The sequence below is a fragment of the Brevibacterium sp. FME17 genome (assembly GCF_014897515.1).
Lineage (GTDB): Bacteria > Actinomycetota > Actinomycetes > Actinomycetales > Brevibacteriaceae > Brevibacterium.
Map to the genome: position 1 here is coordinate 214,837 of NZ_JABUYD010000004.1, position 18,268 is coordinate 233,104.

Below are 18,268 nucleotides of genomic sequence, written 5' to 3' on the forward strand. Positions count from 1 at the left end.
AGTCGATCATTGCTGTCTGCCCTCAGCCTGTTCGCCTGGGGGCGAAGTCTCGGCCAGCACCTGGTCGAGTGTGTCGAAGCACTGCTCCCAATCCATGTGTGCTGCCAGCAGCCAGTCTGTACCCGCGCTCAGACCCTCGACGTTGAGATGCACGATCCGTCTCTGTGCATTTTTGGACCGAGTGATCAGTCCAGCGTCTTCAAGTACTTTGAGATGCTGCGACACTGCCGATCTGCTGATGGGAAACGGTTCGGCCAATTCACCGGCGCTGAGGTCGCCTTCCCTCAGACGATCGATCATCGCCCGCCTGGTCGGGTCGGCCAGAGCACCGAACACAGAGTTGAGATTAATTTCAGCACTTCCTTAATTAAGTAAATACTACAATACTCCGGTGTGATCGGCTGTCAAGGGTTTTCTGCCAAACAGAACCGTCCGGACGGTATAGTGTCATGCGGCACACTGACAACCGCACCTATCTACGACTTTCTTTCTCACTTGGTCAAAGGAGACCACAGCTCATGATGGACGAGGATTTCCGCACCGAACTCGACCGCCGCCTCGACCTCTACGAGGACCCAGGAAGCGAGGAGGGTGTCCTTGCGCCATTGCCGACCGGAGACATCGTCATCTCGATCGTCGTCCTCGCTGTCACATCTCTCGTCGTGGTGGGCTGGTGCTTTCTGTGAGCAGCGACCGTCAACGATTCCAGCGCACAGCACTGCATGACGCCAGCTCGACCAGCGACCTGCCGCTCCTGAAGAAGGACCGGATCTGGAGCTTCTGGGACTTCTCTGCGGCGAACATCGGACTTGCCATCGCAACCTGGGCGTTCCTCCAAGGCGGCGCAGTTGCCTACTATGTCGGCGCCAAAGAGGCGGTTGCCAGCATAGTGATCGGCTATGGAATCAGCATCATCTTCGTCGCCCTGGCCCCCTGCATCCCTGCAGTCCGATATGGCATCGAACAGTTCGTCTCGCTCAGATCATCGTTCGGCACCGCAGGTGGTCGAGCCATCATGCTCGCCCTCTCCGCACTGCTCGCAGCCGCTTGGGCTGCAGTTCTGGCGATCATGTGCGGGCATGCGTTCGCCAACGTCAGCAACGAGCTCTTCGGCACCGATCTCGCCCCCGACAGCCTGATCGTCAAGCTGCTTGGACTCCTCGCCGTGATCATCTCGTGGCTTATCCTGATGCGCGGCCCGAAGTCGATCGAGACCGTCAACAAGGTCGTCTCCCCCGGCCTCGTCGTGGTCACCCTTCTCATGCTCGTCCTGATCTTCACGCAGATCGGCTGGTCAGAACTCGTCTCTTTGGAACCACTCGCCGCCGATTTCGACAAGCACATGGCGTTTATGCTCGCCATCGAGCTCAACGTCGCCGGGGGCCTCGCGTGGTGGCCCAACGTCGGCAACTTGGCCCGCCTGACCAGAAGCTCGCGCGCGGCCTACTGGCCGAACATGATCGGGCTCTTCCTCGCCTCGGTGATCGCTGCGATCGTGGGTGCGTTCTCGGCCCTTGCACTGGGCTCCGACGATCCCACACAGTGGATGATTCCACTCGGTGGGTTCGTCCTTGGCGGCCTCGCCCTCATCTTCGTCGGTTTCGCCAACATCAACTCCATCGTCGCCCAAGGCTACGCGGCGCTCGTCGCTGTTCGCGGTGGCACCGGCAACGTGGGACGCAGGCTCCCTTGGCCTGTCCTCGGCGGACTCATTCTCGTCCCGGCAGTGGTACTCGTATTCTTCCCCGACATCACGTACAACAACTACGGTCGCTTCGTCTCTTGGGGTGCGATTGTGCTTGGTCCTCTGTGCGCGATCCAGTTCGTCGACTTCTTCATACTGCGCAGGCAGCATCTCGACATCCGTGCGATGTATGACAACCGACCTGGATCGCCGTATCACTTCACCGGCGGTTTCAATCTCGTCGCGTTCACCACCATGGCCGCTGGTGCCCTCGTCTATACCTTGCTGCTCGACCCGATCGACTACATTCCGACCGAGGCGTTCCGGTGGCTCACGGCTTCGATCCCCTCGATGCTCGTCTCCGGAACCCTTTACTACGTGCTGACGAAGACCGTGACCATTCCCCGCGGCAAGGGCGGATTCCTTAGGGTCAAGACTCAGGCTGCCAAACCCGACTAGGCTAGGAGGCAGCCGCATCGGCTCAACGACTATCTTCAGGAGAGACATGGATCGCGACTCGATCGAATGCTGGTTGACCGACATGGACGGTGTTCTGGTCAGGGAGAACAATCCCCTGCCCGGCGCGGCCGAGCTCCTCGCACAGTGGCGTCAGGCCGACATTCCGTACCTGGTCCTGACGAACAACTCGATCTACACCGCCAGGGACCTTTCAGCCCGACTCAGGTCGAACGGCCTCGATGTTCCCGAATCGAAGATCTGGACCTCCGCCATGGCCACCGCAGACTTCCTGTCCAACCAAGTCGAGCACGGTACCGCCTACGTCGTCGGTGAGGCGGGACTGACCACCGCAATCCATGAGGCCGGTTTCATCATGACGGAGAACGATCCGGACTTCGTCGTTGTCGGCGAGACTCACTCCTATTCATTCGAGGCGATCACCAAGGCGATCCGCCTCATCGACGGTGGTTCACGCTTCATCGTGACCAACCCCGATGCCACCGGTCCCAGCCCCGAGGGTGTCCTCCCAGCAACCGGCGCCATCGCCGCGCTGATCACGAAGGCCACTAACCGTGACCCCTATGTCGTGGGCAAGCCGAATCCGATGATGTTCCGTTCAGCGCTCAACCAGATCGGCGCCCACTCGATGAGCACCGCGATGATCGGCGATCGGATGGATACCGACATCATTGCCGGGATGGAGGCAGGCATGCACACCGTGCTCGTCCTCTCGGGAATCTCCACCGCCGAGGATGTACACCGTTTCCCCTTCCGCCCCAATGAGATCGTCAACGGAGTTCATGACCTCCTCGACGTCCCTCTCGACCAGCTCGAGGAGATGGGCCCCGACGTCACCGGGTCCGCCTGAAGCAACCTACCTGCCTAGCCAAACACCGGACGAATAACGGTCTCAGCGTCGAAACATGGGCCGCGAGCAAGCCACTTCCGGCACGGATCGGGTTGAGCGTCGAGAAACATATGTGCGCATATGATTGTCGACGCTCAACCCGAGTTTCGTCGAAAGCGACTTTCGGTGCCGTGTGCCTCGGCTCAATGTGCCTCGGCTCAATGCGCCGCAGCAGTCCGCCGCAGCCGCCGCCCTCAGTCACGTCCTCAGTCACGTCCTCACTGCAGCGAGGACGTCAGACGCATCACGGACTCCAGGTAGCGGCGGATCAGCGGCCGCTGCTCCCATTCTCCGAGGGAGAGCTCGCTGCTTTCGCGCTGGTAATCTACGACCACCTCGGCGATGTCATCGACCAGGTCTCCACCGGTCGCCAGCAGGCTGATCTCGTAGTTGAGGCCGAAGGAGCGCATGTCCAGGTTCGAGGACCCCATGACCGCGTACTCGTCATCGACGATGAGGCACTTCGTGTGCAGGACCTGGGGCTTCGGGTAGCGGAAGATCCGCACGCCGACCTCGAGCAGCGAGCGGTAGTAGGAGGACTGGGCGAGGTCGACCATGAATTGGTCGGCCTGTTCGCTGACATAGAGTTCGACGTTGACTCCGCGCTCGGCGGCGGTGACAACGGCGGCCAGAAGGGACTCGTCGGGAACGAAGTACGGGCTGACGATCACCAGTCGCTTCTGCGCCAGGTACATCAGCGAGGTGAAGACCTTGAGGTTGGGTTCGGTGGTGAACCCGGGACCAGAGGGCACGAGCTGCATGGCACTCGTCTGACCGCCCACACCGGGCTCGTAGGCGTCGCGATCATAGGCTCTGATCCCCAGAGACTCTCCGCATTCTGTGTACCAGTCGGTGGAGAATACAGCCTCGACCGCGGCGACGATGGGGCCGGAGAGTTCGACCATGATGTCGTGCCAGGCTCGACCGATCCTCACGTTCGCCTTCTTCAGGTACGAGGAGTCGATCATGTTCTGCGAACCCATCATCGCCTTCTTCCCGTCGACGACGAGGAGTTTGCGGTGATTGCGCAGGTCGATGCGGCGCAGCTTCCCGCGCCAGGGAATGAACGGAAGCATGAGGTGCCAGTCGATGCCGGCCTTGGTCAGTCGCTTGCCGAGGCGGTGGAATCCCGGATACTTGCGAGAACCGATGTGGTCGAAGAGGACCTTGACCTTCACACCTCGGTCCGCTGCGCGTTCGAGAGCATGGAAGAAGATGTCGGTCGTCCAGTCCCATGCCATGATGTAGATCTCGACATGCACGTATTCGTGGGCTTCATCGACGAGAGCTGACATTCGTTCGATGCTGGCCCTGTAATCGCTGGTGACGCCGTGGTTGTTGCCGGTGACCATCGGCAGGGCGGTGAGCCGGCGACCCAGTTGAGCAATCGAGACGAAGCCAGACGGGGCCTCAAGAGATGGCGGCACGTCGGGCAGATCGTCGGCGCCTTCGTGCATGAGCTCATCGGCTTGTGCCTGGATACGTGCCCGGCGCCGGTTGATATAGGGGCTGCCGAGCATGAGGAACAGCGGGATCCCGACGAGGGGGACGAACAGGATCAGCAGCAGCCAGGCCGAGGACGAGGACGGCCTGCGGTCCTCGGGGACGACGCCGACGGCGATGATCTTCACCGCATATTCGATGACGATCAGGCTCACGCCCAGGACCGACGTCACGACGCTGAGATCCACAAATCCCCTCCTTCTCCTCGGATTTTCCTCTGCCCCACACTAACGGAGCCGCGAACCAACAGATGACAGCACCGCCCGCCGAGGTGGCCCGGCACGTCCGTACGGAAGCGCGGGACCACCTCGGCGGGCGGTGTGAAGTGTTGTCTCTGCTGCTCAGATACCGAGTTCGCGGGCGATGAGCATGAGCTGAACCTCGGTGGTGCCCTCCCCGACTTCGAGGATCTTCGAGTCGCGGTAGTGGCGGGCGACAAGGTATTCGTTCATGAAGCCGTAGCCGCCGTGGATCTGGGTGGCGTCGCGGGCGTTGTCCATCGCTGCCTCACCGGCGACCATCTTCGCAATCGCGGCTTCCTTTTTGAACGGCATCCCGGCGAGCATGCGCGAGGCGGCCAGGTAGTAGGCGGCACGGGCGGCGACCACGCGGGCCTCCATGCGGGCGATCTTGAAGGAGATGCCCTGGAAGTCAGAGATCGGCTGACCGAAGGCCTGACGTTCCTTGGCGTACTTCACGGATTCGTCCACGCAGCCCTGCGCGGCACCGACCGAGAGGGCGCCCACGGCGATGCGTCCCTCATCGAGGATGCGCAGGAAGTTCGCGTAGCCGCGGCCGCGCTCACCCAGCAGGTTCTCTTCTGGAACCTGCACATTGTCGAAGGTCAGCGGGTGTGTGTCCGAGGAGTTCCAGCCGACCTTGTCATAGGCCGGTTCGGCGGTGAAGCCAGGTGTTCCTGTGGGAATCATGATGGTCGAGATCTCGGGGACCTCACGGCCGGACTTCGAGGTCCGGGTTCCTGTCACCGCGGTGGCCGTGACCAGGCGGGTGATGTCGGTGCCAGAGTTCGTGATGAAGCACTTGCCGCCGTTGACGGTCCAGGTGCCGTTCTCGAGTGTGGCCCTGGTCCGCGTGCCGCCGGCGTCCGAGCCAGCTTCGGGTTCGGTCAGGCCGAAGGCACCCAGCCCGGAGGCGTCGGTGAGTTTGGGCAGCCATTCGCGCTTCTGCTCTTCGGTGCCGAAGCGGTAGATCGGCATGGCACCCAAAGAGACGCCGGCCTCCAAAGTGATGGCCAGCGACTGGTTGACGCGGCCGATCTCCTCGATGGCCAGGCACAGGGCGAAATAGTCCCCGCCCATGCCGCCGTACTCTTCGTCGAAGGGCAGGCCGAAGAGGCCCATCTCGCCCATCTTCGCTACCAGGTCGTAGGGGAACTCGTGCTTGGCGTCGAGTTCGGCGGAGACCGGTGCGACCTCTTCGTCGGCGAACCTCGCGACGCCCTGGCGCAGGTCCTCGTATTCTTCGGGCAGCATGCCCGGAACGAAAGCTGTCATGATTTCCTCCCCGCTCAATGCGTGGTCAGTGGATTTCTTGTGGTCAATGAGTTTGTTGTGATCAGTTGGCTGCTGGTGCGGCGGCTAAGTCGTCGCTTGCGTCGGCGGCTTCTGCTGCGGCTTCGTCGACGACGGTGGCGAGCACCTCGTCGAGTCCGACCTGGGCGCCTTGGACCGCGGTGACGGTGACGCTTCCGGTCGCCGGTGCGGTGAGCACGTGCTCCATCTTCATCGCCTCGACGACGACGATCGGATCGCCCTGTTCGACGTGGTCTCCGGACTCGACCTTGACTTCGACGACAGATCCGGGCATCGGGGCAAGCACCTCGGCGCCGTCGAGACCCGGGGTCAGGGACGTGTCGGACTGGGTGCGGGTGAACGCGTAGACGCCGCGGTCGCTGCTGACCCAGATGCTGCGGTCCCGAGCATCGGAGAACACGCGGGCCGTGTACTGGGTATCGGCGACGCGAACATGCCACAGGCCGCTGTCATCGACAGTGACATCATCGGCGACTGCTTCGACCTTGAAGACATCGCCCCCGAAGTTCAGCTCCACGACAGGACGGAAATCCGGACGTGAGGTTCGCCAGGCAGTAGGTCTCCCCCACGCCGAGGCTGGTGCCGGGTTTCCTGCTGTCGCTGGGTTTCCGACAGTGCCCGACAGGTCAGGCTTCGTGATCGCTCCGGTGAGGTCGGTACCTGCACGGCCCGCCGTGACGAGCACCGCGGCGGCAGCAATCTCCCGGTCGATCACGGTCGCTGTGTGGGCCAGCTGATCCTCGTCGAGGTTGTCGATGAGTGAGGTGTCGAGGTCACCGGAGACCACCGCGTCGAGGCCCAGCAGTGTGCGCAGAAAGTCGATGTTCGTCACGATTCCCGGTACTGCTGAGGCGGCGAGTGCCGAATCGAGACGAGCGATCGCGGCAGTCCGGTCCGGAGCGTGGACGATGAGTTTGGCGATCATCGGGTCGTAGTCCGAGGCGATGGTCTGCCCGGCGTCGAGGCCGGAGTCGACGCGAATGCCCTCTCCTTCGGGGAAGACGACGTCGAGCGCCCGTCCGCCCGTGGGCAGGAATCCGCGCGAGGGGTCTTCGGCGTAGATGCGGGCCTCGATCGAGTGGCCGGTCATCGTGATGTCGTCCTGGACCAGCGGCAGTTCCTCACCGGCACCCACGCGCAGCTGGAGTTCGACGAGATCGACTCCGGTGACTTCCTCGGTGACCGGGTGCTCGACCTGCAGGCGGGTATTCATCTCCATGAAGAAGAACTCGTCGGGGCGGTCGGCGCCGACGATGAATTCGACAGTGCCTGCCCCGCAGTAGCCCACGGACTTCGCAGTCTCACAGGCTGCCTGCCCGATCCGGTCCCGGGTCGCCTCGTCGAGCAGTGCCGAAGGAGCCTCCTCGATGACCTTCTGGTGGCGGCGCTGCAGTGAGCACTCACGTTCGCCGAGGTGGATGACGTTGCCGTGGGCGTCGGCCATGATCTGGACTTCGATGTGTCGCGGAGTGGCGACGAGGCGTTCGAGGAACAGCGTGTCGTCGCCGAAGGAGCTCGCGGCCTCACGGCGGGCGGTATCCAATGCTGCGGGCAACTCGGAGGGCTCGAAGACCGCGTGCATGCCCTTACCACCACCACCGGCGGAGGGTTTGATGAGCACCGGGAAGCCGATGTCTTCGGCAGCGGTGATCAGCGACTCCTTGGACATGGCTGCGTCTTTGGTGCCGGGCACCAACGGCACACCGCGCTGGGAGACCGCGTTCTTGGCCGTGATCTTGTCGCCCATAGTGCGGATCGCCTCGGCGCCGGGACCGAGGAACACGATTCCTTCCGCCTCGCAGGCAGCGGAGAAGTCCGCGTTCTCGGACAGGAATCCGTAGCCGGGGTGGATCGCCTCAGCGCCGGTGGCGTTGGCCGCGGCGATGACCTTATCGATGCGCAGATAGGACTCGGAGGCTTGGGCGGGGCCAAGGTGCACTGCGGTGTCGGCGGCCTTGACGTGAGCGGCGTGGGCGTCGGCGTCGGAGTAGACGGCGACTGTCCTGATGCCCAGTCGGCGACAGGTGCGGATGACGCGCAGGGCGATTTCGCCGCGGTTGGCGATGAGTACGGTATTGAACATGGATGAGCTCACATTCTGAAAACGCCGTAGCCGCTGGCATTCAGCGGGCGTTCCATAGGTCCGAAACGGGCGAGTTCGAGGGCCAGGGACAGAACCTGGCGAGTGTCGCCGGGTTCGATGATTCCGTCGTCCCAGAGCCTGGCCGTGGAGTAGTACGGGTTGCCCTGGGCTTCGTACTGGTCACGCACGGGCTGCTTGAACGTGTCCTCGTCCTCGGCACTCCAGGTTTCGCCGCGGCCTTCGATCTGATCGCGTTTGACCGTCGAGAGCACGCTGGCGGCCTGCTCTCCGCCCATCACGGAGATGCGGGCGTTGGGCCACATCCACAGGAAGCGGGGTGAGTAGGCGCGGCCGCACATCGAGTAGTTGCCGGCGCCGAAGGAGCCGCCGATTACCACAGTGAACTTGGGTACGCGGGCGGTGGCGACGGCGTTGACCATCTTCGCTCCGTGCTTGGCGATGCCTCCCGCTTCGTAGTCTCGTCCGACCATGAAGCCGGAGATGTTCTGCAGGAAGATCAGGGGCACGCTGCGCTGGTCGCAGAGTTCGATGAAGTGGGCGCCCTTCTGCGCGGATTCGCCGAAGAGGATGCCGTTGTTCGCCACGATTCCCACGGGGTGGCCGTCGAGGTGAGCAAAGCCGGTGATGAGGCTGGTGCCGTATTCGGCCTTGAACTCGTGGAATTCGGAACCATCGACGAGGCGGGCGATGACCTCGTGGACATCGTAGGGAGTCCTCGAGTCGACGGGCACCACCGAGGTGAGTTCCTCGGGTGAGTGCAGCGGTTCCCGAGCTGCGACGACGTCCCAGTTGGCCTGGGCCTTCGGCCCCAGTGTGGAGACGACGTCGCGCATGATCTCCAGGGCGTGGGAGTCATTGGCCGCGAGGTGGTCGGTGACTCCGGAGACGCGGGAGTGCAGGGCTCCGCCGCCGAGGTCCTCTGCGCTGACTTCCTCGCCTGTTGCGGCCTTGACCAGGGGTGGGCCGCCGAGGAAGATTGTGCCCTGTTCACTCACTATGATCGACTCATCGGCCATGGCGGGAACGTAGGCGCCTCCGGCGGTGCAGGAGCCCAGCACCGCTGCCAGCTGCGGAATGCCAGCTGCCGAGAGTGTGGCCTGGTTGAAGAAGATGCGGCCGAAGTGCTCACGGTCGGGGAAAACATCGTCCTGGTTGGGCAGGTTGGCGCCTCCCGAGTCGACGAGGTAGATGCAGGGAAGACTGTTCTCCTTCGCGACCTCCTGGGCGCGCAGATGCTTCTTCACCGTGACGGGGTAGTAGGTGCCGCCCTTGACGGTGGCGTCGTTGGCCACGATCACGCATTCGCGTCCATTGACTCGACCGATGCCGGTGATGATTCCCGCACCGGGGCTGGCATCGTCGTACATGCCGTTGGCCGCCAGTGGGGACATTTCGAGGAACGGGGTTCCGGGGTCGAGCAGATGTTCCACACGGTCCCGAGGCAGCAGTTTCCCGCGGTCGATGTGTCGTTGCCTGGACTTCTCGGAACCGCCCTGCGCGGTGGCCGCGATGCGTTCCCGGAGTTCAGCGATGAGTTCGGCATGGGCGTCGGCGTTGACCTGCCCCGTTGCCGGACTGACCGCAGTTCCCACTGCTCTCATTCCATCCTCATTTCAGTTAATAACTGTTAACTGACTGCTATGATACTGCTCAACGGCTTTTGTGACAACGGGCACGGTGGAATACCGAGTCCATGGTCTAGAGCGGAATACGAAGATCTCGAGCGGAATTCGAAGAAAGGAATTGGGGTGACGGACATGGCACCGAAGTCGGCGACACCCCGGGCAACCGGCACGTCACGGGCCGCTGCGAAGGCGGCGCGGCGTGAACAGCTGCTGTCGGTGGCGAAGAACCTCTATGCCCAACATGGCTTCCACGGAGTCCGTCTCGATGACCTGGGCAAGGGTGCAGGGATCTCCGCACCGGCGGTCTATCGTCATTTCGAGTCGAAAGAAGCTGTCCTCGAGGAACTCCTCGTCGGTATCTCTGACTATCTGAACTCAGGCGGGGACGCGATCATCACGCGCCACGACAACGACGCGGCCGCCTCGGCGCTCATCGAGCTCATCGACTTCCATGTCGCCTTCGCGATGAGCGAGCCCGAGCTGATTCGCATTCAGGACCGTGACCTGGCGGCCTTGCCCGAGGCTTCTCGGCGCACCGTTCGTCGCCTGCAGAGAAGCTATGTCAGCCGCTGGGCCGAGGTCGTGGCGCGGGCCAATCCGGGATGGTCACTCGATGCGGCGACCGTGCGCGTGCATGCGGTCTTCGGCATGATCAATTCGACCCCGTACCAAGCTAGGCGCTCAAGCGCCGAGGTGGTCGGGGTCGAATTGCGTGCCGCCGCTCAGGCTGCACTGGGGATCGGCTGAGCCTTCAGGCCATCCGACATCAGGGGAGGATGACGAGCTTGCCTCGTGTGTGTCCTTCCGCGCTGCTGCGGAATGCTTCGGGCACCTGATCGAGGCTGAAGGTCTGGGCCACCTCCACTGTCAGCTCACCGGAGTCCGCGAGCTCGGCCACGCGCGCGGTCTGTGAACCGTAGGGGCGGACCCAGATGTAGCGTCCGCCGTGCTCGGCCACCGAGGGATCTGCGACGGAGGCATGTGTCCCACCGTCCTTCAGCACCGCGAGGGTGGTCTCGAGGACTTCTCCGACGAAGTCGACGACCCCATCGATTTCTCCGCCTGCGATCTCGAGGACGCGATCGCTCAACCCGTCTCCATAGGTGACCGGTTCGGCGCCGAGGGTGCGCAGGTAGTCGTGGTTGGCCTCCGAGGCGGTGCCGATGACTCGGGCGCCGAAGGATTTCGCGATCTGCACGGCGAAGCTACCCACTCCTCCGGAGGCTCCGTGGACGAGAACGGTTTTGCCGTTGATGTCACCCAGAGCTTCGAGGGTGCGCAGGGCGGTGCCGCCGGCCAAGGGCAGTCCACCCGCCTGTTCCCAGCTGAGGCTCTTCGGCTTGGCGGTGACCGCGTGGACGGGGACCGCGACCTTCTCAGCGAATGTGCCGCCTCCGAGTACGTCCTTGCGGGCGTAGGCGATGACCTCATCGCCGATGGAGAATTCCGGGGTGTCGAAACCGAGTCCGATGACGACTCCGGCAACATCCCAGCCGGGGGTGACTGGGAACTGGGTCGGCATGACCGGATCGAGGTGACCGCCGACGAGCTTCCAGTCGACCGGATTGACTCCCGCGGCGCGGACCTCGATGAGCACGGATGCCGGCGGAACCTTCGGGTCTTCAACGTCGCGAACCGTGATGTCGCTGAAGTCATCGGTGTACTGGTCATAGACTGCTGCACGCATGTGTGAGGACCTTTCGAAGGGACGACATGTCTTAGGCGTGGCCGTCACCGGCCTGCCACAAACAGAACACGATGACAGCGACTGCTATTCCTATAAGGTTCAACGGCACTGGGCCGGGCCGGTTGATTCCGACCCGGCCCAGTGCCGTGACTGTGTCAGCGGAGTGACCCGGTGACAGTCCTATTCGTACGTGTTGTTCGCTGCAGCACGCTCAACGAGTGAGGCAGGTGGCGCGAAGCGATCGCCGTAGGTCGCGGCGAGTTCCTTGGCACGTTCGACGAATCCGTTCAGACCGCCCTCGTACTGGTTGACGTACTGGAGCACGCCACCGGACCAGGCCGGGAAGCCGATTCCGAAGATCGAACCGATGTTCGCATCCGGAACCGAGGTGAGCACACCCTCGTCGAGGCATTTGATCGTCTCGATCGCCTCGGCGAAGAGCATCCGCTCCTGCAGGTCCTCGAAAGGCTGCGTCGCCGAACCGGAGTTGAAGTGTTCACGCACACCGGGCCACAGCTTGGCGCGCTTGCCGTTCTCGTCGTAGTCGTAGAAGCCGCGTCCGTCCTTGCGTCCGGTGCGCCCCTGCTCGATCATCCAGTCGAAGACGCCGTCTGAGGGGTGGCCTTCTGGCGTTCCGCCTGCGGCTGTGATTGCATCCTCGGTTTCCTTTCGGATGTTCTGCGACAGCGTCAGCGTCAGTTCATCGAGCAGCTGCAGAGCGCCGGTCGGGTAACCGGCCTGCAGTGCTGCCTGCTCCACCGTTTCCGGCTCCACTCCTTCACCGACGGCGGCGACAGCCTCGGCGATGAAGGTTCCGATCACACGGGAGGTGAAGAATCCGCGGGAGTCGGTGACGACGATCGGGGTCTTCTTGATCTGCTGCACGAGGTCGAAGGTGCGCGCCAGGGTCTCATCTGAAGTGTTCTCACCACGGATGATTTCGACCAGGGGCATCTTGTCAGCGGGTGAGAAGAAGTGGACGCCGATGAAGTCGGAATCGCGCTTCACACCGGTGGCCAGTTCCGTGATCGGCAGGGTCGAGGTGTTGGAACCAAGGACTGCGTCGGACTCGACGATGTCCTGGATCTCACTGAAGACCTGCTGCTTGACGGGCACGGACTCGAAGACCGCCTCGATGACGAAGTCGACTCCGGCGAAGTCCTCAACCGAGGCGCTCGGGGTGATCCGGTCTAGAACAGCCTTGCTCTTCTCTTCGCTCGTCTTGCCCTTGGCCAGTGCCGATTCCTCACGCTTGGCCGCATAGGCCTTGCCACGTTCGGCGGCTTCGATCTCGACGTCCTTGAGGACGACGTCGATGCCGGCCTTCGCTGCGGTGTAGGCGATGCCGGCACCCATCATTCCGGCGCCGAGGACGCCGAGCTTCTTCACCTGGCGAGGTTCGAAGCCATCGGGACGCGAGCCGCCGGAGTTGATGTGTCCGAGATCGAAGAAGAACGCCTTGATCATGTTCTTCGCCACCGGCGTGTGAGTGAGGTGGACGAAGTAGCGGGTTTCGACTGCCAGTGCCGTGTCGATGTCGACGTAGGCACCTTCGACGGCGGCGGCAATGGCCGCGCGAGGAGCGGGCATCGGCGCACCCTTGGTCTGACGGCGCAGGAGCGCCGGCAGCGCGGGCAGCATCGCACCCAGCGATGGTGAGGTGGGTGCTCCGCCGGGGATCTTGAAGCCCTTGACGTCCCAGGGCTGAGTCGCCTCGGGGTTGGCCTTGACCCAGTCCTTGGCGCGTGCTTCGAGTTCGGCCACCGGAGCGAGTTCGTCGATGAGGCCGAGCTTGAGAGCGTCGGCTGCCTTGAACTTCGTCGAGGGCAGGATGGCCTTCTGCAGTGCGTTCTGGAGGCCCATCAGGCGCACGGCCCTGGCTACACCACCACCACCGGGCAGGAGACCCAAGGAGACTTCGGGGAATCCGACGCGCAGGCTGGAGACGTCCTCCGCTGCAATGCGGTGATGCGCGACGAGGGCGACCTCGAGGCCACCTCCGAGTGCGGCACCGTTGATGGCTGCGACGACGGGCTTGCCCAGCGTTTCGAGGCGACGCATGACCGTCTTCATGTGGTTGGTCAGTGCGGCTTCGGCTTCCGAGTTCTCAGGGTCGGCCGCACGCAGCTTGTTGAGGTCACCGCCCGCAAAGAAGGTCTTCTTCGCCGAGGTGAGGACGACGCCGGAGATGTCATCGACGTTCGCTTCGAGCCATTCCACGGTGCCTTCGAAGGCAGCCTTGAAATGGTCGTTCATCGTGTTGACCTTGGAATTCGGGTCGTCGATGACGACTGTGACGATTCCGTCGGAGTCGGTGGAATGCGAGTATGCAGTTGAAGTCGTTTCAGTGTTCGTCATGTCAGACCCTTTCGATGATCGTCGCAATGCCCATTCCGCCGCCGATGCACAGCGTGACGAGACCACGCTTGAGATCGCGACGTTCGAGCTCGTCGAGGACGGTCCCGAGGATCATGGCACCGGTAGCACCCAGCGGGTGTCCCATGGCAATTGCTCCGCCGTTGACGTTGACCTTGTCATGCGGGATGTTGAGGTCCTTCATCCATTTCAGGACCACTGCGCCGAAGGCTTCGTTGAGCTCGAACAGGTCGATGTCATCGACGGTCAGGCCCGCCTTGTCGAGCGCCTTCTGCGTCGCGGGAGTGGGACCGGTGAGCATGATGGTCGGCTCGGATCCGGTGACGGCAGTGGAGACGATGCGAGCCCGCGGCTTCATGTTCATCGTCTGTCCCACCTCGGCGTCGCCGATGATGACGAGGCTGGCCCCGTCGACGATTCCCGAGGAGTTCGCGGCGGTGTGGACGTGGTCGATCTCTTCGACCCAGTGGTATTTCTGAAGAGCAACCTCGTCGAAGCCTGCTTGCGCGGCGACCTTGGTGAAGGCTGGGGACAGCTTCGCCAGCGACTCCACCGTCGAACCGGGGCGCATGTGCTCATCGGTGTCGAGCAGGGTCACACCGTTGAGGTCTTTGACGGGGACGATCGACTTCTCGAAGTAGCCGTTTTCCCAGGCGTTGGCGGCGCGCTTCTGTGACTCCTCAGCGAATTCGTCGATGTCGGTGCGGCTGAATCCTTCAGTGGTCGCGATGAGGTCGGCGCTGATGCCCTGGGGCACGAAGTAGGTGTCGAAGTTCGTCGTCGGATCCTGTGCCCATGCGCCTCCGTCGGAGCCGAGGGGAACACGCGACATCGATTCGACGCCGCCTGCTAGGACGAGGTTCTCAAAACCGCTGCCGACCTTCTGTGCAGCGATGTTGACCGCTTCGAGCCCGGATGCGCAGAATCGGTTGATCTGAACGCCGGCGACGGATTCATCGAGACCCGCGACGAGAGCCGCGGTGCGAGCGATGTCTCCGCCCTGTTCGCCGACGGGCGAGACGACGCCCAAGACCATGTCGTCGATCGCCTTGTCGTCGAGATCGGGGTTACGCTCGCGCAGGGCATCGATGAGCCCTGTCACGAGATCGATTGGTTTGACGCTGTGTAGGGCTCCACCGCGGTTCTTTCCGCGCGGTGTGCGCACTGCGTCGTAGATGTACGCTTCGCTCATCTGTTCCTCACAGTCCTAGAGAACGGCCGATGATCGGTTTCGTGATCTCGGCCGTGGATACGTCAATGACGCTCGCTCAGCCTCACTGGCTAATCGATCGTTCAGTAACATTCGCACTCCCATTCAATACCAGTTGCGTGTGATGGTCAACACGGAAACACGCTGCAGTGACTGTGACGGAGCACTCACGGGGCGTGACTATTCTGTGACCTTTAAACCACGGGCGAAGTGCTTATACTAATGAAACCTAACACTCTTAGTTTCCTGGAGAACCATGACCGAGATCATTCCTGCCCGATTCACATCGGCTTCAACTGCGCCTACTTCTGCCCGTCCTGCGCGCTCGCGGATGGGATCTAAATTCCTCGCGCTGACATTGGCTGTCGGACTGCTCGCGGGCCCAATTGTGCTCGATGCCCCTCCCGCCGAGGCTGCCACGAAGAAGTGTGCGGCGAAGATGTCGATCGCGAAACCGCGGCAGTACTCAAATACCGTGATCAAGGTTTCCAAGGTTGGCGCGAAGGCCAAGGTCACCACGACCGCGCACTACAAGACGACGAAGACCAAGAAGAAGGCGACTGCTTCGAAGAAGGGTGCCGCGAACCTCAAGTACTACATTTCGGGAGCGACTCCAGGCAAAAAGGTGTCGGTGACTGTAGTGGCGAAGAAGGGCAAGACGACTTGGAAATGCTCCACCTCGTTCAAGCCCAAGAAGAAGTAGGCCGCCTGCGGGCGTAGAACAATCGCCGGTCGGTGGGAAGATGAAGCATGCGCCGATTCTTCGCAGTGACCTCGATTCTGTCCCGGGGACAGACAGGCTGGATGTATTTCTGGCCGATCATGGCCTCGCTTTGCGTGTATGTCATAGCGCTGTCCGCCCTCATTCCTCTCTTCGGCGCCATCGAACGGGCGGGGGCCGAAGAGAAGGGCCAGACGCCGGCCCCTGCTCCGACCACAGCGGAACAGCAACCAAGCTCGCCTCCGAATTTCTCGATCGCAGTCGGCACAGACGACGAACCGCGGGAGATGCCGGCGATCCAGAGCGCAATGACGGACTACCTCTCGTTCTCCGATGAGTTCTTCACCAGGCTCGAGCAGGGCGCGGTCGCTCCCGATTTCTCTACGGCTGAACGCGAGCTTTCGCCTAAGGCCGCCCGGGCTCAGGTGGAGGATGGGGCTTCGGTGCTCGCAGTTGTGCTGCCGAAGGACCTCACCCCGCAGGTCATCGATGGCATCAGAGCGTATTACCGCGGTGACATCGAGGCCCCGCGCTATACGATCACCATCCTGGCAAGTCCGCAGGCACTGAACGAAGACAAGTTCATCCTCGACCAGTACCGGGACCAGGTCATCCGCCAAGCGGAGGAGCATGTCTCCGAGCAGATTCGCATCGTCGCCCAGAAGTTCGGATGCGAGACCGGGGAGCAGGCCTGCCCACGTACTTCGAAACAGGCCCAACGCGCCTTCGAGCGCCCCTTCGACATCAAGATTGAGAAAGTCAGCGGACCACCGGCCGTCGACTACTTCAGCGAAGGATCTGATGGGGAGAGCCCTCAGCCAGGTTCGCAGTCCTCGGCGCCAGTCGCGGCAGCTTCCTCGCCTTCTGGTCCCGCCGACACGTCCTCCGACACAGATGCCACATCATCCCAATCGCACGCTCCACAGTCGTCGATCAGCGCCGGAGTCTCCGCGATCTTCGGTGCACTCATTCTCGCCGCGGTCACTTTGGCCATGCTGTCATCGGCGACCGTCAATCGGGCGGCGGGACTGCAGGTCGCGATCATCGGGCCATGGCGATCACTGTCACCTCAGAGACCATTCCCCAGAAGAACGCTGCTGAGCCAGAAATTCGGGCTGGCCGCCGCCGGGACACTCGCGCTGACAACGGCTGCCACCGTGAGTGCTGTATTGCCGGGGAGAAGCATCGTCGACAGCCTCGGCGCCTACCCGAGTCTGCGGCTGATCGCGATCATCGGGCTACTCTGTCTTGTCTGTCTGACCATGGCTATTGTCATTCTCGCCGTGACTGACACTTTGGGGGTGCTGGCCGGAGTCGTAATCGCTGTCGGCGCTGTTGTCTGGGGAACTGTCTGGAACACAGCGGCGAATCTGCTCGACCCGAGCCACCCGGGCCCGTCGTCCAGTGTCACGATATTCATCAGTGGGAACAGACACTTGGTGGGCGAACTGGTGCCGACGCTGCTGGTTCTGCTGGTCATCCTTGTCGCGGCATTGATTGGAAGCTTCGCCGTGACCAGTGCCTTCGACCGGAGATTCAGCACTCAGATCAAGCGGTCATAGATACCCCGTGGCCGAATCCAGTCGATACTCATGGCAATCTCGCCCCTACGCCGGAACCGTTCCGCGAGGCAAACTCACGCAATAGACTGACGGAATGGGTGACGAGCGCTATGTCGAGAACTGCACTGATAAAGAGCTTTTGGAAACTTTCGTGAAGCCGACGATCGAACGAATCTTCAAGCCCGGAGAAATCGACGACGCACGGCTGGTCCGCTCTGACCGAGACTTGATCTACCGGATCACCGTAGGTGGCGACGTGTTCTACCCCATCGTTCGGCCGCATGGGAATGGATTCAGTGTCGAGAGCGTCGGTCAACAGTTCTTCGATGATGTCCAGGACGATGTTGCTGAGTCCTACTTCGCGTGGGGTGAGCTGCGAGGCGAGTGACAGGAACTCGCGCCACTACAAAGTAGCGATCCCGGTGCTGTGGTTGATTTGATGCCCCCTGGAGCTTTCGATAGATGGTCGTTGCTGCGCGGGCATCCTTGGAGCCTCCGCTGTGGCGCAGACACACTCGTAGGCCGCGGACAGGGTAGTTCTTGCACTGGTCGCCGCGCTTCTTTGACGTGGCTTGGCATTTGTCGGGATCCCACCCGGTTTTGTCGACGGTGCTCATAGCCCGTTCACCGCGACAGTCTGTTCGACGTACACGGTCGCACCATTGGGGACAAGGGACTGATGCAGGGTTAGGTGACATCTGATCTGGCTTGTTCATAGGCAAGCCTGGAAGGATAGACATCATGCCACAGCCCTCCCCGAAAGAATTCCGCGACGACGTCATCCGCGTCGTCCAGACCAGGGATTCCAAGACGACGATCGGACAGATCGCCAAGGACTTCGGAGTCCACGAAGGCACCATCAACAAATGGCTCCGCC

At 62.4% G+C, this 18,268-nt stretch carries 15 protein-coding genes; 7 read left to right on the forward strand and 8 right to left on the reverse strand.

Features of this window, described 5'->3' with window-relative positions; all coding sequences use genetic code 11:
- Nucleotides 1-6: 6 nt before the first annotated feature.
- The gene (locus INT40_RS06260; protein ID WP_319020922.1) at nucleotides 7-336 is read right to left on the reverse strand and encodes a metalloregulator ArsR/SmtB family transcription factor; all 330 of its coding nucleotides are present in this window, start codon (nucleotides 334-336) and stop codon (nucleotides 7-9) included.
- A gap of 182 nt (nucleotides 337-518) precedes the next feature.
- Here INT40_RS06260 and INT40_RS06265 point away from each other — a divergent pair, with 182 nt between their 5' ends.
- Genes INT40_RS06265 through INT40_RS06275 form a run of 3 tightly spaced genes read left to right on the forward strand, consistent with a single transcriptional unit; the run spans nucleotide 519 to nucleotide 3,011 of the window.
- Entirely contained in the window at nucleotides 519-686 is a 168-nt protein-coding gene (locus tag INT40_RS06265) for a hypothetical protein (RefSeq protein WP_180958930.1), read from the forward strand.
- Entirely contained in the window at nucleotides 683-2,143 is a 1,461-nt protein-coding gene (locus INT40_RS06270; protein WP_193072265.1) for a purine-cytosine permease family protein, read from the forward strand. Before INT40_RS06265 ends, INT40_RS06270 begins: the two co-directional genes overlap by 4 nt.
- A gap of 46 nt (nucleotides 2,144-2,189) precedes the next feature.
- The gene (locus tag INT40_RS06275) at nucleotides 2,190-3,011 is read left to right on the forward strand and encodes an HAD-IIA family hydrolase (RefSeq protein ID WP_101570649.1); all 822 of its coding nucleotides are present in this window, start codon (nucleotides 2,190-2,192) and stop codon (nucleotides 3,009-3,011) included.
- A 257-nt stretch (nucleotides 3,012-3,268) separates the two neighbouring features.
- On the opposite strand, the gene cls is transcribed toward INT40_RS06275, so the two are convergent.
- From cls to INT40_RS06295, 4 genes are all read right to left on the reverse strand, one after another.
- Nucleotides 3,269-4,741 (reverse strand): cardiolipin synthase, encoded by a 1,473-nt coding sequence (gene cls / locus INT40_RS06280; protein WP_101570651.1) that lies wholly within the window; start codon nucleotides 4,739-4,741, stop codon nucleotides 3,269-3,271.
- Between the two features lie 153 nt (nucleotides 4,742-4,894).
- A complete protein-coding gene (locus tag INT40_RS06285) occupies nucleotides 4,895-6,067 on the reverse strand; it encodes an acyl-CoA dehydrogenase family protein (protein ID WP_193095744.1) in 1,173 nt (390 codons plus the stop codon).
- A gap of 61 nt (nucleotides 6,068-6,128) precedes the next feature.
- Nucleotides 6,129-8,189 carry an acetyl-CoA carboxylase biotin carboxylase subunit gene (locus tag INT40_RS06290; protein ID WP_193095745.1) on the reverse strand — a complete coding sequence of 687 codons (2,061 nt, stop codon included), beginning with the start codon at nucleotides 8,187-8,189 and terminating at the stop codon, nucleotides 6,129-6,131.
- Between the two features lie 8 nt (nucleotides 8,190-8,197).
- Complete coding sequence (locus INT40_RS06295; RefSeq protein WP_193072269.1) at nucleotides 8,198-9,811, reverse strand: carboxyl transferase domain-containing protein; 1,614 nt, start codon at nucleotides 9,809-9,811, stop codon at nucleotides 8,198-8,200.
- A gap of 156 nt (nucleotides 9,812-9,967) precedes the next feature.
- Between INT40_RS06295 and INT40_RS06300 the strand changes: the two genes are divergently transcribed.
- Nucleotides 9,968-10,582: a TetR/AcrR family transcriptional regulator gene (locus INT40_RS06300; RefSeq protein WP_069601284.1), complete on the forward strand. Its 615-nt coding sequence runs from the start codon at nucleotides 9,968-9,970 to the stop codon at nucleotides 10,580-10,582.
- A 19-nt stretch (nucleotides 10,583-10,601) separates the two neighbouring features.
- Here the strand turns inward: INT40_RS06300 and INT40_RS06305 are convergent, their stop codons facing one another.
- From INT40_RS06305 to INT40_RS06315, 3 genes are all read right to left on the reverse strand, one after another.
- Nucleotides 10,602-11,522: an NADP-dependent oxidoreductase gene (locus tag INT40_RS06305; RefSeq protein WP_096167110.1), complete on the reverse strand. Its 921-nt coding sequence runs from the start codon at nucleotides 11,520-11,522 to the stop codon at nucleotides 10,602-10,604.
- A gap of 180 nt (nucleotides 11,523-11,702) precedes the next feature.
- Nucleotides 11,703-13,880: a 3-hydroxyacyl-CoA dehydrogenase NAD-binding domain-containing protein gene (locus INT40_RS06310; protein ID WP_193095746.1), complete on the reverse strand. Its 2,178-nt coding sequence runs from the start codon at nucleotides 13,878-13,880 to the stop codon at nucleotides 11,703-11,705.
- A gap of 1 nt (nucleotide 13,881) precedes the next feature.
- On the reverse strand, nucleotides 13,882-15,090 hold the full coding sequence (locus INT40_RS06315; protein WP_101570662.1) for an acetyl-CoA C-acetyltransferase: 1,209 nt from the start codon (nucleotides 15,088-15,090) through the stop codon (nucleotides 13,882-13,884).
- A 349-nt stretch (nucleotides 15,091-15,439) separates the two neighbouring features.
- On the opposite strand from INT40_RS06315, the gene INT40_RS06320 reads away from it, so the two are divergent.
- The 3 genes from INT40_RS06320 to INT40_RS06330 all read left to right on the forward strand — a co-directional run bounded on the left by INT40_RS06320 (nucleotide 15,440) and on the right by INT40_RS06330 (nucleotide 17,779).
- Nucleotides 15,440-15,811: a hypothetical protein gene (locus INT40_RS06320; protein ID WP_101570929.1), complete on the forward strand. Its 372-nt coding sequence runs from the start codon at nucleotides 15,440-15,442 to the stop codon at nucleotides 15,809-15,811.
- Between the two features lie 47 nt (nucleotides 15,812-15,858).
- The gene (locus INT40_RS06325; RefSeq protein WP_101570664.1) at nucleotides 15,859-17,391 is read left to right on the forward strand and encodes a hypothetical protein; all 1,533 of its coding nucleotides are present in this window, start codon (nucleotides 15,859-15,861) and stop codon (nucleotides 17,389-17,391) included.
- Between the two features lie 94 nt (nucleotides 17,392-17,485).
- On the forward strand, nucleotides 17,486-17,779 hold the full coding sequence (locus INT40_RS06330) for a hypothetical protein (protein WP_101570666.1): 294 nt from the start codon (nucleotides 17,486-17,488) through the stop codon (nucleotides 17,777-17,779).
- Nucleotides 17,780-18,268 lie beyond the last annotated feature (489 nt).

Coding starts and splice junctions, on each gene's coding strand:
- INT40_RS06315 (WP_101570662.1), bottom strand. CDS start 15,090: ATGAGCGAAGCGTACATCTACGACGCAGTGCGCACACCGCGCGGAAAG.
- INT40_RS06265 (WP_180958930.1), top strand. CDS start 519: ATGATGGACGAGGATTTCCGCACCGAACTCGACCGCCGCCTCGACCTC.
- INT40_RS06275 (WP_101570649.1), top strand. CDS start 2,190: ATGGATCGCGACTCGATCGAATGCTGGTTGACCGACATGGACGGTGTT.
- INT40_RS06320 (WP_101570929.1), top strand. CDS start 15,440: ATGGGATCTAAATTCCTCGCGCTGACATTGGCTGTCGGACTGCTCGCG.
- INT40_RS06310 (WP_193095746.1), bottom strand. CDS start 13,880: ATGACGAACACTGAAACGACTTCAACTGCATACTCGCATTCCACCGAC.
- INT40_RS06325 (WP_101570664.1), top strand. CDS start 15,859: ATGCGCCGATTCTTCGCAGTGACCTCGATTCTGTCCCGGGGACAGACA.
- INT40_RS06285 (WP_193095744.1), bottom strand. CDS start 6,067: ATGACAGCTTTCGTTCCGGGCATGCTGCCCGAAGAATACGAGGACCTG.
- INT40_RS06290 (WP_193095745.1), bottom strand. CDS start 8,189: ATGTTCAATACCGTACTCATCGCCAACCGCGGCGAAATCGCCCTGCGC.
- INT40_RS06295 (WP_193072269.1), bottom strand. CDS start 9,811: ATGAGAGCAGTGGGAACTGCGGTCAGTCCGGCAACGGGGCAGGTCAAC.
- INT40_RS06330 (WP_101570666.1), top strand. CDS start 17,486: ATGGGTGACGAGCGCTATGTCGAGAACTGCACTGATAAAGAGCTTTTG.
- INT40_RS06300 (WP_069601284.1), top strand. CDS start 9,968: ATGGCACCGAAGTCGGCGACACCCCGGGCAACCGGCACGTCACGGGCC.
- INT40_RS06305 (WP_096167110.1), bottom strand. CDS start 11,522: ATGCGTGCAGCAGTCTATGACCAGTACACCGATGACTTCAGCGACATC.